At 64.0% G+C, this 13,815-nt stretch carries 11 protein-coding genes and 1 tRNA gene; 5 read left to right on the top strand and 7 right to left on the bottom strand.

The window, feature by feature from the left end; genetic code table 11:
• Window positions 1-312 precede the first annotated feature (312 nt).
• The gene (locus ABFA30_RS13240) at window positions 313-756 is read left to right on the top strand and encodes a hypothetical protein (protein WP_368815299.1); all 444 of its coding nucleotides are present in this window, start codon (window positions 313-315) and stop codon (window positions 754-756) included.
• 114 nt (window positions 757-870) lie between these two features.
• Here the strand turns inward: ABFA30_RS13240 and ABFA30_RS13235 are convergent, their stop codons facing one another.
• Window positions 871-2,619, bottom strand: coding sequence for a BCCT family transporter (locus ABFA30_RS13235; RefSeq protein ID WP_225788409.1), 1,749 nt, complete (start codon window positions 2,617-2,619; stop codon window positions 871-873).
• A 257-nt stretch (window positions 2,620-2,876) separates the two neighbouring features.
• On the opposite strand from ABFA30_RS13235, the gene ABFA30_RS13230 reads away from it, so the two are divergent.
• Window positions 2,877-3,596, top strand: coding sequence for a TorF family putative porin (locus ABFA30_RS13230; RefSeq protein ID WP_225788410.1), 720 nt, complete (start codon window positions 2,877-2,879; stop codon window positions 3,594-3,596).
• On the opposite strand, the gene ABFA30_RS13225 is transcribed toward ABFA30_RS13230, so the two are convergent.
• Window positions 3,593-4,531 (bottom strand): choline sulfate utilization transcriptional regulator, encoded by a 939-nt coding sequence (locus tag ABFA30_RS13225; RefSeq protein ID WP_225788411.1) that lies wholly within the window; start codon window positions 4,529-4,531, stop codon window positions 3,593-3,595. The genes ABFA30_RS13230 and ABFA30_RS13225 overlap by 4 nt on opposite strands.
• Window positions 4,532-4,755: 224 nt before the next feature.
• Between ABFA30_RS13225 and ABFA30_RS13220 the strand changes: the two genes are divergently transcribed.
• Window positions 4,756-6,357, top strand: coding sequence for a BCCT family transporter (locus ABFA30_RS13220; RefSeq protein ID WP_253091155.1), 1,602 nt, complete (start codon window positions 4,756-4,758; stop codon window positions 6,355-6,357).
• A gap of 144 nt (window positions 6,358-6,501) precedes the next feature.
• The gene (locus tag ABFA30_RS13215) at window positions 6,502-7,788 is read left to right on the top strand and encodes an OprD family porin (protein ID WP_253091156.1); all 1,287 of its coding nucleotides are present in this window, start codon (window positions 6,502-6,504) and stop codon (window positions 7,786-7,788) included.
• 137 nt (window positions 7,789-7,925) lie between these two features.
• Here ABFA30_RS13215 and bla read toward each other — a convergent pair whose 3' ends face one another.
• Entirely contained in the window at window positions 7,926-8,801 is an 876-nt protein-coding gene (bla, locus tag ABFA30_RS13210) for a class A beta-lactamase (RefSeq protein WP_410045533.1), read from the bottom strand.
• A 20-nt stretch (window positions 8,802-8,821) separates the two neighbouring features.
• Entirely contained in the window at window positions 8,822-10,180 is a 1,359-nt protein-coding gene (nhaA, locus tag ABFA30_RS13205) for a Na+/H+ antiporter NhaA (RefSeq protein ID WP_225788414.1), read from the bottom strand.
• A gap of 191 nt (window positions 10,181-10,371) precedes the next feature.
• Here nhaA and ABFA30_RS13200 point away from each other — a divergent pair, with 191 nt between their 5' ends.
• Entirely contained in the window at window positions 10,372-11,046 is a 675-nt protein-coding gene (locus tag ABFA30_RS13200) for an NADPH-dependent F420 reductase (protein WP_253080464.1), read from the top strand.
• 207 nt (window positions 11,047-11,253) lie between these two features.
• On the opposite strand, the gene ABFA30_RS13195 is transcribed toward ABFA30_RS13200, so the two are convergent.
• The 3 genes from ABFA30_RS13195 to uvrC form a co-directional block, all read right to left on the bottom strand.
• Window positions 11,254-11,329, bottom strand: a tRNA-Gly gene (locus ABFA30_RS13195).
• A 64-nt stretch (window positions 11,330-11,393) separates the two neighbouring features.
• On the bottom strand, window positions 11,394-11,954 hold the full coding sequence (gene pgsA / locus ABFA30_RS13190) for a CDP-diacylglycerol--glycerol-3-phosphate 3-phosphatidyltransferase (protein ID WP_225788420.1): 561 nt from the start codon (window positions 11,952-11,954) through the stop codon (window positions 11,394-11,396).
• A 33-nt stretch (window positions 11,955-11,987) separates the two neighbouring features.
• Entirely contained in the window at window positions 11,988-13,811 is a 1,824-nt protein-coding gene (uvrC, locus tag ABFA30_RS13185) for an excinuclease ABC subunit UvrC (protein WP_410045532.1), read from the bottom strand.
• Window positions 13,812-13,815: the final 4 nt, after the last annotated feature.

The raw sequence follows: 13,815 nt of genomic DNA, 5'->3' as shown, positions 1-13,815 counted from the left end.
TTTACCGGTCTATGGGATAAGCCCAGAGGTCGGCGAGCACGACTTCGATGCTTTCCCGCCGCCGGATGGCCGCGTGTCCCATTGTCAATCAGAGGTGGTCTTCGTTCATGAAACTCCATGTCCCCCGGATGGTGCTCCTTGGCCTGTTCGCGTTCGCGGCAATGGGCTCGGCATCGGCAACGCAGATGAAGACCCCGCCCCCAGCTTTGGCGACCAAAGTCACGACCGCCCAGGCGCCGGTACAGCCTTCCGAAAACCCGTGGCCAACCTTGGCCAGCCTGACCGGCCAGCAGCCCGGGCCATTGCTGGCCCATGACGACCGACACTGGCATGACGGCCGCTGGCACGATCATCGAAGCGATTGGCGCCGGGACAGATGGCGCAGGGAGCAGGCCCGCCGCGAAGCCGAGCGCCGTCGCGACTGGGAACGCCATCATTACCGAGCGATGCAGCACCGACATGGGCATGATCATCGCTACAAGCATGATCATCGCCATTATCGGCGCTGATGATCACTCATGCCGGGATAGGCCCACAGCGTTGAACACCCCTTGGACAACGGGTCGAGTCGTGGATGCTCGTGTAGTGCGCATGCCACTCAATCCGCCTATCGAAGTCGGCCCGGATGGCCTCGCCCGTGTTGAGCTTCGAATCGAGGCAACCGACCGGATGGTAGCCACCTACGCCCTATCCGTGACGTTTGAGGCCGAAAATGGTGACTCAATCAAGGCAAACACCTTCCTGATCGACATGTGAATGCAAGCGCCCCACGGCCGGCTCCAAACTACACCTGCAGACAGCGCAGAACATGGCCATGACATCGGCTTGCGCAATTAGCGCCTGCGCTGCCCTGCAAACACTCGGGCAGTGTCAGGTCTCGAGCACCTTCGCTTCGCCCCGGGAGCGCTCGACAGCGGATTTCTTCTCCCGGACCACGATATAGAACTCTTCCCCATGCTTGACCGCACCATACAGCACGGCCTTCTCGATCAACTCGGTGCCGCGCACATGGCGCAACATCATCGGATCCTTGCGCAGGTCGCGGTACAGCGCCAGGCACAGCAGCACCATCACGATGACGAAGGGTAACGCGACGATGATGGTCAGGTTCTGCAGGCCCGTGAGCGCCGCGCCGGGGTTTCGCGGGTCGCCTATCGCCAGCATGATCGCAGCGACCGTCCCGGTGAGCGCGCCCCAGAAGATCACCGTGGCGCGCGAAGGCTCCGTGGTGCCGTGCTCCGACAGCGTCCCCATGACCAGCGAGGCGGCATCGGCGCCGGACACGAAGAAGATGGCCACCAGGAGCATGACCAGTACCGACGTTGCAGACGCCAGCGGGTAGCTTTCCAGCAGCTCGTAAAGGGCGTAGTTGCTGTTCACGACGCCATCGACCAGCAACAGGCTCCCCTCGCGCACGGCGTCGATGCCGGCCCCGCCGAACACGGTGAACCAGACGAGGCTGACCAGGCTCGGCACCAGCAGCACACCGGTGACGAACTGGCGAATGGTGCGCCCGCGGCTGATGCGCGCGATGAACATGCCGACGAAGGGGGTCCAGGAGATCCACCAGGCCCAGTAGAACACCGTCCAGCTGGCCAGCCAGGTGTCCATCTGCTCACCGCCACTGGCACTGGTGCGGGCCATCATTTCGGGTAGCAGCTTGATGTATACACCGATCGACGTCGGCAGCAGGTTCAACATCAGCAGCGTAGGGCCCACCATGAACACGAACACCGCCAGCACCAGGGCCAGCACCATGTTGGTGTTGGAGAGCCACTGTATGCCCTTGCCGATCCCTGAAACCGCCGAGGCGACGAAGGCGACGGTCAACACGACGATGATCGACAGGTAGAAAAGCTTGCCGGGGTTTTCAATCCAGCCATTGTGTTCGAGACCGCCAGCGATCTGCAGGGCACCGAGGCCGAGCGAAGCCGCCGAGCCGAACAGGGTGGCGAAGATGGCCATCATGTCGATGACACGGCCTACCGGGCCATTGGCGTGCTTGCCGATCAATGGCCGGAACGCTGCGGAGATGAGCTGCGAACGGCCACGGCGGAAGGTGCCGTAGGCGATCACCAACCCGACGATGGCGTACATGGCCCACGGATGGAGGGTCCAGTGGAACAGCGTGGTCGCCATGGCCACTTGCATCGCCTCGCTGGTTTGCCCGCTCGCCGTGCCGGGGGGCGGTGTCACGTAGTGGGAAAGCGGCTCGGCGACGCCAAAGAACATCAGGCCGATGCCCATTCCGGCGCTGAACATCATGGCAACCCAGGAAACCGTGCGAAACTCCGGGGGCTCGCCGTCACGCCCTAACGGGACCTTGCCGTACCGGCTGGCGGCCAGCCAAAGCACGAAGACCACGAATACGGTAGAGGTCAGTACGAAGAACCAGCCAAAGTTGACGATGACCCAGGATTGCGCCGTGGAGGCGCTGGCGGCAAGGCTCGCTTGATTGAGAAAGCCCCAGATGACGAAGGCGACAGCGACGATACTGGTGATACCGAAGACGACCCAGTCGATCTTGCCCTCACGGTCGCGATCCTGCTCTGCCTCTTGGGTTTTCGAAGGATCGGTCACACCGAGAGCCAGCGTTTCATCGTTGTCTTGCGCTGCCATCACTTAAAGCCCCTTTCTGGGTTTCTTGGATTTGTAATTGCCATACACCCTGTGCACCCACAGGCGAACGCGATGCGCGGCCCGATTATCTTGCCCGCCAACAAAGCACTGCTATCCGATACCGTCGCGGCTCATCCTCTGAGCGACCAACCAGTCAGCGCGCCTTTGGCTTGGTCGTGACGGATCGTGCGGTTTCCCCCGCTGCCCAACACCGTTATCCTCTGCCCCTCCAAAACAGGCTTTCCAGGACGGCGAGCATGACCCGGCCCCTTCTGTTGCTGGCTGCAGCCTTGGTGTTCAGCCCAGCGCTACAGGCCCAGCAGATCCAGCGCCAGTTGGGCGACTTCGATTTCAAGCTGGGCACCGACGCCTCCCGCACCATGGCCCATGGGCTGGTGTCGCCCAGTGCCGTCGGCGCCTTCCACGGCGGCCTCGACCTCAGCCACCCCAGCGGCTGGTACTTCGGCCAATACGCCCCGAGCATGGGCCTGACGCCCACCTCTACCCTGCGCCTGGACAGCTACCTGGGTTACAAACGGCGTTTCGACGACAGCCTGGGCTTCGAGGCGGGGCTGATCCACTACAGCCAGCCCTACCTCGCCGGCAGCGACAGCTATGCCCTGTATGGCGGCATCTCGGTGCTGGGCAGCCATTTCGGCGGCGCACTGCGCGACAACCCGAACAATCGCACCGGTACGCTGTTCGCCGACCTCGGCCACCTGCCCTTGTTCGATGTCGACCTCACGGTCAAGGTCGCCCACCATCGCCTGGGCACGCCCTTCACCATTGGCGACGGCAGCCAGGTGGATGCCTTCAGTGACTGGTCGCTGGAGCTGTCACGCCCGTGGCTGGGCATCGACCTCAACCTGATCTACAGCGACTCGGACCTGCGCGGCGTGGGTTGCGATGCCTATGCCGGCATCAACCGCTATTGCGAAAGCATGGTGACGCTCAAGGCCCAGCGCAGCTTTTTCTAGGCGTTGGTGGCATCCGGCTGTCTAGAACTTGCCCAGGCATCGCACTCGCTGCCCAGCTCTTCCATCAGCCACGACGTGACCGACTCGAGCATGCGCGCCCGGCGCTTGCGCTCGGGCAGGATGGCGTAATAGCCGAACGGCGACTCGACGCTCTGGCTCAGCGGGCGGCACAGCAGGTTCTGGCGGATCAAGTCGTCCACCAGGTGCCGCCAACCGATGGCTACGCCCTGCCCGGCGATGGCCGCCTGGATCAGCAGGCTGTAGTTGTCCAGGCTCAGCCCGGTAGGGGGCGCGGCGCCGATGCCCAGGGCGCGGAACAGCCGAGGCCAGTCGTACCAACGGCTGTGCGAGTCGGCTCGCAGGTGCAGCAGCGGCAGCTCGGCCAACGCACTGGGTGCCAGGGGCAAGGTACGCGCGTTGAGCAGCATCGGGCTGCACACAGGGAAGACTTCTTCGCCGAACAGGCGCAGGGCCTCGCCGTGCTTGAAACGGCCATCGCCGAAGACGATGGCCAGGTCGATGTCGCCGCGTAGGCCCAGGGGGCTGCGTTCGCTGGTCTGGATGCTGACCTCCAGGTGCGGGTGGCGCTGGCGAAGACGCGGCAGGCGCGGCATGAGCCACAAGGCCGCGAACGCATAGTCGGTGGCTACCTGCACCACCTCCTGGGGCTGGCGGGCCTTGACCGCGTCGATACCGGCCTTGAATTCGCCCAGGCCAGCCTGGACGTGCTGCAGCAGCACGGCACCGCCCTCGGTGAGGTTGATACCCCGGTAGACACGGTCGAACAGGCGCACCTCCAGCAGGGCTTCGAGGCGCTTGATCTGCTGGCTGACCGCCGGCTGGGTGGTGCCCAGCTCCACCGCCGCCGCGGTGAAACTCTGATGACGGGCCGCCGACTCGAAGGCGCGCAACAACTCCAGGGGCAGACGATCCATAAGCTGGACTTATCCTAATCATCTCTGGTCGTGGGGTTTACCCAATCGGGCAGCAATGGCGAGACTGGGCTGCGTCACTATCCCATAAAAACCATGAATAGGTCAGCTGGCTGGTGGAGAGCGCACCGCCGCAAGCCCCTGTCACCTTTGGCCGCCATAACAAGAACCGAGAGGTCGTGATGCTTGGAGCCGATTCAAAACGCCGCGTGCCCGCCGTCCACCGCGTGGACATCCCCCTCATCCTGTCCAGCATCCTGGTGATCGGCCTCACGGTCGCCGGCCTGATGCTCTTCCCCCAGCAATCCATGGCGCTTTCCCACCAGGCATTCGAAGCGACGACGCGGGTGTTTGGCGCGGTGATCCAGATGATCGGCTTCCTGTGCGTGGTACTGATTGGCTGGATCGCCTTCAGCAAGTACGGCAACATCCGCCTCGGCGAGGGCAAGCCGCAATATGGCAACGTCAGCTGGGTGTTCATGTTCATCTGCGCCGGGCTGGGGTCGGCCACCATGTACTGGGCGTTCATGGAATGGACCTTCTACTACGTCAGCCCCGGGCTGGGCATCGTCGCGCGCAGCAAGGAAGCGCTGGAGTTCAGCATCGCCTATTCGTTCTTCCACTGGGGCATCACGCCCTGGGCCATCTATGGTATCGCCTCGCTGGCGATGGCCTACCACTTCCATGTGCGCAAGAACCCGGGGCTGAGCCTGTCTGCCGCCGTGGAGGCCATCACCGGCATTCGCTCAGCGGGCTTGGCAGGCCGGCTGATCGATGTGATCTTCCTGCTAGCGACCTTCGGTGGGTTGATCCTCACCATCACGGTGTCTTCATCGACCATTTCCAAAGGGCTATCGATGTTGTTCGGCCTGGACGAGGGCTTCGGCCTGGAAGCCGCGCTGGTCATCGCGGTGACGCTGGTGTTCTCGGTCAGTTCGTGGATCGGTATCGGCAGCGGCATGCAGCGACTGGCCCATGCGGCCTGCGGCCTGACCCTGGTGTTCGCGATCATCGTCCTGGCGCTCGGCCCGACCGGCTTCATTCTCAACAACGTTGCCAACGCCGTCGGCCTGATGATGCAGAACTTCGTGCATATGAGCCTGGCCACCGACCCGGTAGGCTCCGGTGAATTCGCCCGGGGCTGGACGGTGTTCTACTGGTTGTTCTGGGTCACCTACACGCCGGGGGTCGCACTGTTCGTCACCCGCGTATCACGAGGGCGCACGATCAAGGAAGTGATCTGCGCCATGGTACTGGGCGGCTGCGCCGGTTGCTGGGTGTTCTTCGGCAGCCTGCAGAGCTTTGCCATCGCCCAGTTCCTCGGCGGAGTGATCGATTCGCCAGCACTGCTCGACGACTCAGGCGGCGAGGCAGTGGTATCGATGCTGCTGCTCAGCCTGCCGATGGGCAAGGTGCTAGCCCTGGTGTACTTCTTTCTGATGCTAGTGTTCCTGGCCTCGCACCTGGACGCCGTGGCGTTTTCCATCGCCGCGACCAGCATGCGCAACCTCCAGGAGGGAGAGGATCCCTCGCCCGGCTTGCGCTTGTTCTGGTGCGTGATGCTCGCGGCCATCCCCCTGGCCATGCTGTACATCGACGCGCCACTGCACACCCTCAAGACCGTGGTCTCGCTGGCAGCCGTTCCCTTCATCCTGGTGTTGCTGGTGAAGATGCATGGGCTGCTCAAGTGGATGCGCGAAGACTACGGGCACCTGCCCGCCCACCGCATCGAGGCGCTATCCAACGAGGGGCTCGTGGGCATCGGCGATGACGACGTATCCATGCCATTGAGCGGCCGCCCGGTATCCAGGGCCGGGCTTGCCGACTGATCCCCTCCTCCGTTTCCAGACACGCTGTGCGATCGCCTGCGCATGTTCGCGGTCGCCAGCGCTTGCTCAGCACCTAGGTGCCCGGGTGCTGCTGCCATCAAGATGATCCTGCGGGAGACAATAATGAGAAGAAGTGGACGTGGTATGGGTATGCTGGCCTGCGCGACACTGTCGGGCCTGGTCGCCGCCGGGGCCAAGGCCGCCGAAGAGGGCTTCGTCGAAAGGGGACACCTGAAGCTGCTGGCGCGAAACCTCTATTGGAACCATGACGGCCATGGCGGCAGTGCCGATCGCCGGGAATGGGGCCAGGGCTTGCAACTGGACTACACCTCGGGCTACACCCAGGGCCTGTTCGGCTTTGGCGTCGACCTGAGCGGCTACCAGGTCTTCAAGCTGTACGGCAACGACCGTTATTCGGGCACAGCGGGGGTGCTGGTGCCCGACGGCGACGGCACGGCCGATGCTTCCGGCTCGGCGGGCGGAGCGTTGAAGGCCAGGGTGTCGGCCACCGAGCTGAAGTTCGGCAACAACCTGCGCCCGTACAACCCGGTGTTCGCCCCCGCCGATACGCGCGTGCTGCCGGCTACGGCCACGGGCTTGTGGCTAACCAGCCAGGAACTGGCCGGATTGATGCTCGAGGCGGGCCACCTGACCGCCGCCAAGGATTTCAACAGTACCAACGCCTCCGATGACTTCTACGCCGCGTATGCCGGCGTGGCGACCGATACCGTGGATTTCGCCGGTGGCAGCTACGCTGCCAGCGATGCACTGAGCCTAAGCCTCTATGCAGCCGACTACCGGGACATCTGGCGCCAGTACTATGGTGGCCTGACCTACATCCAGCCATTGGCTGAAGGCCAGAGCCTGGGCGTCGACCTGAACCTGTACAAGACCGACGACACCGGCTCGGCATTGGCCGGGCCAATCGACACCACGGCGTGGTCGATGGCGCTCACCTACACCCTGGGCGCCCATGCATTCAAGCTCAGCTACCAGAAGAACCATGGCGACGTGCCCTTCGACTACCTGGGCATGGGGCCGGGCACCTACCATGACTCGATCTACCTGGCCAACTCGTCGCAACTGGTGGACTTCAATGGCCCGAAGGAACGCTCCTGGGGAGCGTTCTACAACCTGGACATGGCCGGCCTCGGCGTCCCGGGCCTGAGCTTCGGCATGCGCTACATCAAGGGAACGGGCGTGGACGCCAGCGACATGCCGGCAGGCAGCCCCTACGCCTATTACGGCAGTGAAAGCAGCGAGGAGCACTGGGAGCGGGATGTAGACGTCAAGTACGTGGTGCAGGGTGGCTCGCTGGCAGGGCTGTCGCTGCGCCTGCGCCATGCCAGCCATCGCATCGGCAACCAGGCGTCGGACAGCTCGTCCGACCAGCTGCGGCTGATCGTGCAGTATCCCTATGATTTCTTCTGAAGGCATTCAGTGATCATTAGGGGCCGCGAAGCGGCCCCAGGATTTCCAGCCCCAAATGCTCTCATAGCAACAGCACAGCCCAGCTTTGTGAAGAACCCTTGCCATACACCAGTGATGTCAGGACCCCAGCCAACCCCTCACACCTTCCAGGCCTCCACGACCACACGGGTCGCCTCGGCAATGACGTCGCTACGCCAAGGTGAAGTCTTGTCCCGGCCTCGCGTATAGATCGCCAGAATCCAGGGCGCCTGCCCTGGCGGCCAGATGATCCCGACATCATTGGCAACGCCGTAGTCACCCGAACCGGTCTTGTCGCCAACCACCCAGCCCTCAGGCAAGCCGGCGCGGATACGGGTATCGCCTGTGGTATTGCCCTTGAGCCAGTCCTGCAGGCGCAGTCGGGCCGCCGCCGGCAGGCCATCCGTCAACAGCAGGCGCTGCAGGGTGACGCCCATGGCCAAGGGTGTGGAGGTATCCCTTGGGTCATTAGGCAGCGCGCTGTTCAACGCCGGTTCATATCGATCGAGGCGAAAGGCCGGGTCGCCGATGCTGCGGGCATAGGCGGTGAGCTTCGACGGCCCACCGACCACTCCCAGCAAGAGATTCGCCGCCGTGTTGTCGCTGTACTGCAGTGCCGCTGCACAGAGCTCAGCGACACTCATGCCCGTTGCGACATGCTTTTCGGTGACAGGCGAATAGACCACCAACTGCTCGGCGGTGTAGGCGATGCGGCGCTCCAGCAGGCCGGGCTCGGCCTGGTCCTGCTGGAGGATGGCAGCGGCCAGCACGACCTTGAAGGTACTGCACAGTGCGGCACGCGCTTCGCTGCGATAAGACAACCGCCGGCCGCTTCCCGTGTCGAGCGCCCAAAGCCCCAGGGTACCGCCCAACGCCTGCTCCAGGTGCTGCAAGCGCTGGTGAACCGGGTCGGACGCCCAGGCGGGCGTTGCCAGCATGACCGAGCCCCCCATGGCGCCCTGGATCAGTTGGCGGCGACTGAATGTCGGCTTCATGGTGTATTCCCTGGAGAAGATCAATTCGCTTCGACCTTGCGGCGTGCAGCAGCACGCCGCATGCCCCAGACACCCCATGCCAGGCCGAGCACGGCAGCCGTTACCGAGCCAGACAACACGCCGAGTTTCGCAGCGCCCAGGGAGCCTGGGTCGACGAAAGCGAGGTTGGCGATGAAGATCGACATGGTAAAGCCTATGCCGCCCAACAGGCCGATCAGGGTGATGCCACCCCAGGTCACGCCCGAAGGCAGGGTGCACCAGCCCAGCCGGACCATCAGCCAGCTCACGCTGAAGATCCCCAAGGGCTTGCCAAGCACCAGCGCGGCGGCGACGGCGATCATCACCCAGTGCGGTGCTGCGGCAGACAGGTCGACACCTGACAAGCCGACACCGGCATTGGCCAGGGCGAAGATCGGCATGATGACGTAGGCCACCCAAGGGTGCAGGGCACCTTGTACGCGCACGACCGGTGGCAGCAGTTCGCGCTGGGCCAACCGCAGGCGCTTCAGCGGGTCCATCAGGTCGCTGGCGCCCTTTTCAGGGGCCTTCGCGCGACCGAGCAGTTCATCGGTGAAACGCGTGATGGCATCGAGCGGACGCTCACGCATGGGCATCGCGACGACCGGTGTCATGAGACCGAGCACTACGCCTGCCAACGTCGGGTGAGCGCCGGTCATCAGGATGCCCAGCCAGGTGATGGCGCCGGGAATGACATACGCGTACGCCGAACCGATGCCGATCTTCTGCAGCCCGATCACCATCAGCAGGCCAATCGCGGCAACGCCGAAGCCACTGTAGTCGAGGCCTCCCGAGTAGAAGAAGGCGATGATCAGCACGGCGATGATGTCATCGATGATCGCCAGGGCCAGCAGGAAAACGCGGACATTCGAAGGGATCGACTTGCCGAGCAAGGCAAGGACGCCAACCGCGAAGGCGATGTCGGTGGCGGTGGGCACGGCCCAGCCCTGCTGCTCCGCCGGCGCATGGCCGAACGCCAGGTAGATCAATGCGGGCACGGCCACCCCACCGATTGCCGCCGCCATGGGCAGCGTGGCCTGGCGCAAGCTGGAAAGCGCGCCTTCATGGATCTCGCGACGGATCTCCATGCCCACGACCAGGAAGAATATGGTCATCAGGCCATCGTTGATCCAGAAATGCAGCGACTGCGAGTACACCAGCGAACCGATGCCAATAGTCAGCGGGGTATGCCAGAGGGCCTCGTAACTGTCGGCCGCGGGCGAATTCGCCCAGATCAGCGCAACGATCGCGGCGATCAGGAGGACGATGCCGCTGACGGCTTCGATATGGAGAAAACGCTCGAAGTTGGCGAAAGCACGCTCAGCCAGTTGCTGGGCGCGAGGTACCTGTGTTTTTTGCATAGGCGCAAGAACTCCCGCATGGCGGCCCGACCTGCGTTGCTCTTTAACCTGCCTCACTGCTTCATGCAGCTAGCACCCGCGGCACAGTCTACCGGACAACCGGATCGAGGTGAACGACTGCGCGCCTTTCATTTATGCCCTGGCCCTACTACGGTGTTCACAAGACCGTTTCCCACCCAGGAGCGCAGCGCATGTCGAGGATCTTCTTGCTGATATTCGCAGGCTTGGCCCTGTGTGCAGGCCAGGCGATGGCCGACACCCTCAGGATCGGTGTGATCGGCGCCGGTAACGTCGGCGGTACGCTTGGCACGCTATGGGCCAAGGCCGGGCACTCGGTGATGTTTTCGTCACGCCACCCCGAGCAGTTGGGGGATCTGGCCAAGGCTGCCGGCCCCAATGCCCGGGCAGGCTCGGTCGACGAGGCCGCGGCATGGGGCGAGGTGATCGTGTTGAGCGTCCCGTACGGCGCCATGCCCGCACTCGCCGAACAGCTCAAGGGCAAGCTGGACGGCAAGGTGGTCCTCAGCACCAGTAACCCGTTCAGCGGCCGTGACGGCGAAACCGGGCGCAAGGCGCTGGCCCAGGGCGTCGCCTTGGCGGACCGGCACTACCTGCCCGGGGTGCACCTGGTGCGGGCGTTCAATGCCATAGGTTACGCAGCGATGAAGGACCAATCCGGCCAGGGCAAGGCAATCCCTGTCTTCGCGGACGACGCCCAAGCCCGGGCGCTGGGCGCCCGGTTGGTGCACGATGCCGGTTTCATACCAGTGCTGTTGCCGCTGGCGCGAGCCGATCAAGGGTTGCCGGGCGGGCCGCTCAGTGGCGCTTGGAACGAGGCTGAGCTCAAGCGCCAACTGGATCGCTAGCAGCCCATGCCAGCAAGCCGGCGCCCCTGGCCCTCTGCACGGCACATGTGTCGTGAACACCGCCGGCCCTTGTGGGCCGGCTTGCCGGCGATGGGGCGCGAAGCGGCTCCAATGCCGACAGGCTGTAATGCCTGGCGCAGAAACGAAAAAAAGAGGCCATAAGGCCTCTTTCTTTTGATCCCGGCAGAACACCTAGGGATCGAATCTTGGAGCGGGAAACGAGACTCGAACTCGCGACCCCGACCTTGGCAAGGTCGTGCTCTACCAACTGAGCTATTCCCGCGTCGTGATGGGTTGCCATTCTAGCGATCTGCCAAATAACGTCAACCCCTTGATTCAAAAAACTTTTATTTCTGCTCCGAGCCTTCCCGCAGGTGCGGCCAGGCAGCCAGCAGGTAGTGGACCATCGACACCAGGGTCAAGCCGGCCGCGACCAGCAACAAGCCGTAGCCGAGCACCACCCAGAAGCTCAGCACCGGCGGGTTGGCCAGCAGGATCACCAGCGCCAGCATCTGTGCGGCAGTCTTCCACTTGCCGAGGCTCGACACCGCCACGTGTGCCCTCGCCCCCAGCTCGGCCATCCACTCGCGCAAAGCCGAGACGACGATCTCGCGGCCGATGATCACCGCGGCCGGCAAGGTCAGCCAGAAGTTGGCATGGACCTGCACCAGCAGCACCAGGGCCACCGCGACCATCAGCTTGTCGGCCACCGGGTCGAGGAAGGCACCGAACGGCGTGCTCTGCTGCAGGCGGCGTGCCAGGTAGCCGTCGAGCCAGTCGGTGGCGGCCGCGATGGCGAACACGCTGCTGGCGGCAATGTAGCTCCAGTGATAGGGCACATAGAACAGCAGGATGAAGATCGGGATGAGCAGAACGCGTAGAACGGTGAGCAGGTTTGGAATATTCATCGGTACGACTGGCTGCGGGTTGAGCCAGGCATTCTACTCGCTATGCAGGCTGGCATAAATCGACTCGGCAAGCTTTTTACTGATCCCCGGCGCCTTGGCGATCTCATCGATGCTGGCACGATTGAGTTCCTGCAGGCCACCGAAATGTTTCAGCAGGTCGCGGCGACGCTTGGGCCCTACCCCGGCCACGTCTTCCAGGCTCGAGGTGCGCCGGGCCTTGCCACGGCGGGCGCGGTGGCCGGTGATGGCGAAACGATGGGCTTCGTCGCGGATCTGCTGGATCAGGTGCAACGCCGGGGAGTCGCCCTTGAGGGTGAACTCGTGGGCCACGTCATTGAGGTACAGGGTCTCGAAGCCTGCCTTGCGGGTCACGCCCTTGGCCACGCCGAGCAGGGTCAGCTCGGTCAGGCCGAGCGCCTGCATGACGTCGCGGGCCATGTTCAACTGCCCCTTGCCGCCGTCCACCAGCAAGACGTCGGGCAGCTTGCCCTCGCCCTCCTTGATGCGCCCGTAGCGGCGCATCAAGGCTTGATGCATGGCAGCGTAGTCGTCGCCGGCGATGACACCCTCGATGTTGAAGCGCCGGTAGTCGGACTTGAGCGGGCCCTCCAGGCCGAACACCACGCAACTGGCCACGGTGGCTTCGCCGCTGGAGTGGCTGATGTCGTAGCACTCCAGGCGCTGCGGCACTTCGTCGAGGCCAAGCACCTGGGCCAGGGCTTCGAAGCGTGCAGCCATGTGCTGGCGGTTGGCCAGACGGGCGTTGAGGGCCTGTTCGGCGTTGGTCACGGCCAGTTGCTGCCAACGCGCGCGAGTGCCGCGCACCCGGTGGCTGATGGCCAGCTCGCGACCGCGCAGGGTCTGCACGGCCTCGCTGATGGCGGCGAAGTCCTCGTGCGTTACGTTGACGATCAGCTCACCGGGCAGCTCGCGCTCGGCGTTGCCCAGGTAGTACTGGGAGAGGAACGCGGCCATGACCTCGGCCACCTCCTCCTCGATACCGACCTGGGGAAAGAAGTTCTTGCTGCCCAACACCCGGCCGCCGCGCACGCTGATCAGGTGCACGCAGGCACCGCCCGGGTTGACGAAGGCCGCCACCACATCGACATCGCCCGAGCCGCCCTCCATGTACTGCTGGTCCTGGACCCGACGCAGCAGGGCGATCTGGTCGCGCAGCTCGGCCGCCCGCTCGAAGTTCAAGGCCATAGCGGCCTTTTCCATCTCGGCATTGAGCTCGTTGCCCAGTTGCTGGCTGCGGCCCTCGAGGAACATCACCGAGTGGCGCACATCCTCGGCGTACTCCTCGGCCTCGACCAGGCCCACGCAAGGGCCCTTGCAGCGCTTGATCTGGTATTGCAGGCATGGCCGGGTACGGTTGGCGTAATAGCTGTCCTCGCACTGGCGCACCGAGAAGGCCTTCTGCAGCAGGCTCAGGCTCTCGCGGATGGCACCGGCACTGGGATACGGACCGAAGTAACGCCCCTTGGCCTTCTTGGCGCCACGGTGGATACCCAGGCGTGGGAAAACGCCGTCAGACAGAAATACATAGGGGTAGGATTTGTCGTCGCGCAACAGGATGTTGTAGGGCGGCCGCCACTCCTTGATCAGGGTCTGCTCCAGCAGCAGCGCCTCGGTCTCGTTGGCGGTGATGGTGGTCTCGACCTGGGCGATACGCCCTACCAACGCAGCGGTCTTGGGGGCCAGCCCTGTCTTGCGGAAATAGCTGGCCAGGCGCTTCTTGAGGTTCTTGGCCTTGCCCACGTAGAGCAGCCGCGCCTCGGCGTCGAACATCCGGTAGACGCCCGGGCGACCACTGCAGGTCGCCAGGAACGCGCTTGCATCAAAATTTTGCGACATGAAG

The organism is Pseudomonas sp. HLMP (assembly GCF_046365545.1).
In the GTDB taxonomy this organism is placed as follows: Bacteria; Pseudomonadota; Gammaproteobacteria; order Pseudomonadales; family Pseudomonadaceae; genus Aquipseudomonas; species Aquipseudomonas guariconensis_B.
This window is presented reverse-complemented; position numbering and strand designations above follow the sequence as displayed.

Excerpts from the sequence above, each read along its gene's own strand:
- ABFA30_RS13240 (WP_368815299.1), top strand. The coding sequence starts at position 313 with ATGACGACCGACACTGGCATGACGGCCGCTGGCACGATCATCGAAGCG.
- ABFA30_RS13235 (WP_225788409.1), bottom strand. The coding sequence starts at position 2,619 with ATGGCAGCGCAAGACAACGATGAAACGCTGGCTCTCGGTGTGACCGAT.
- ABFA30_RS13230 (WP_225788410.1), top strand. The coding sequence starts at position 2,877 with ATGACCCGGCCCCTTCTGTTGCTGGCTGCAGCCTTGGTGTTCAGCCCA.
- ABFA30_RS13225 (WP_225788411.1), bottom strand. The coding sequence starts at position 4,531 with ATGGATCGTCTGCCCCTGGAGTTGTTGCGCGCCTTCGAGTCGGCGGCC.
- ABFA30_RS13215 (WP_253091156.1), top strand. The coding sequence starts at position 6,502 with ATGGGTATGCTGGCCTGCGCGACACTGTCGGGCCTGGTCGCCGCCGGG.
- bla (WP_410045533.1), bottom strand. The coding sequence starts at position 8,801 with ATGAAGCCGACATTCAGTCGCCGCCAACTGATCCAGGGCGCCATGGGG.
- nhaA (WP_225788414.1), bottom strand. The coding sequence starts at position 10,180 with ATGCAAAAAACACAGGTACCTCGCGCCCAGCAACTGGCTGAGCGTGCT.
- ABFA30_RS13200 (WP_253080464.1), top strand. The coding sequence starts at position 10,372 with ATGTCGAGGATCTTCTTGCTGATATTCGCAGGCTTGGCCCTGTGTGCA.
- pgsA (WP_225788420.1), bottom strand. The coding sequence starts at position 11,954 with ATGAATATTCCAAACCTGCTCACCGTTCTACGCGTTCTGCTCATCCCG.
- uvrC (WP_410045532.1), bottom strand. The coding sequence starts at position 13,811 with ATGTCGCAAAATTTTGATGCAAGCGCGTTCCTGGCGACCTGCAGTGGT.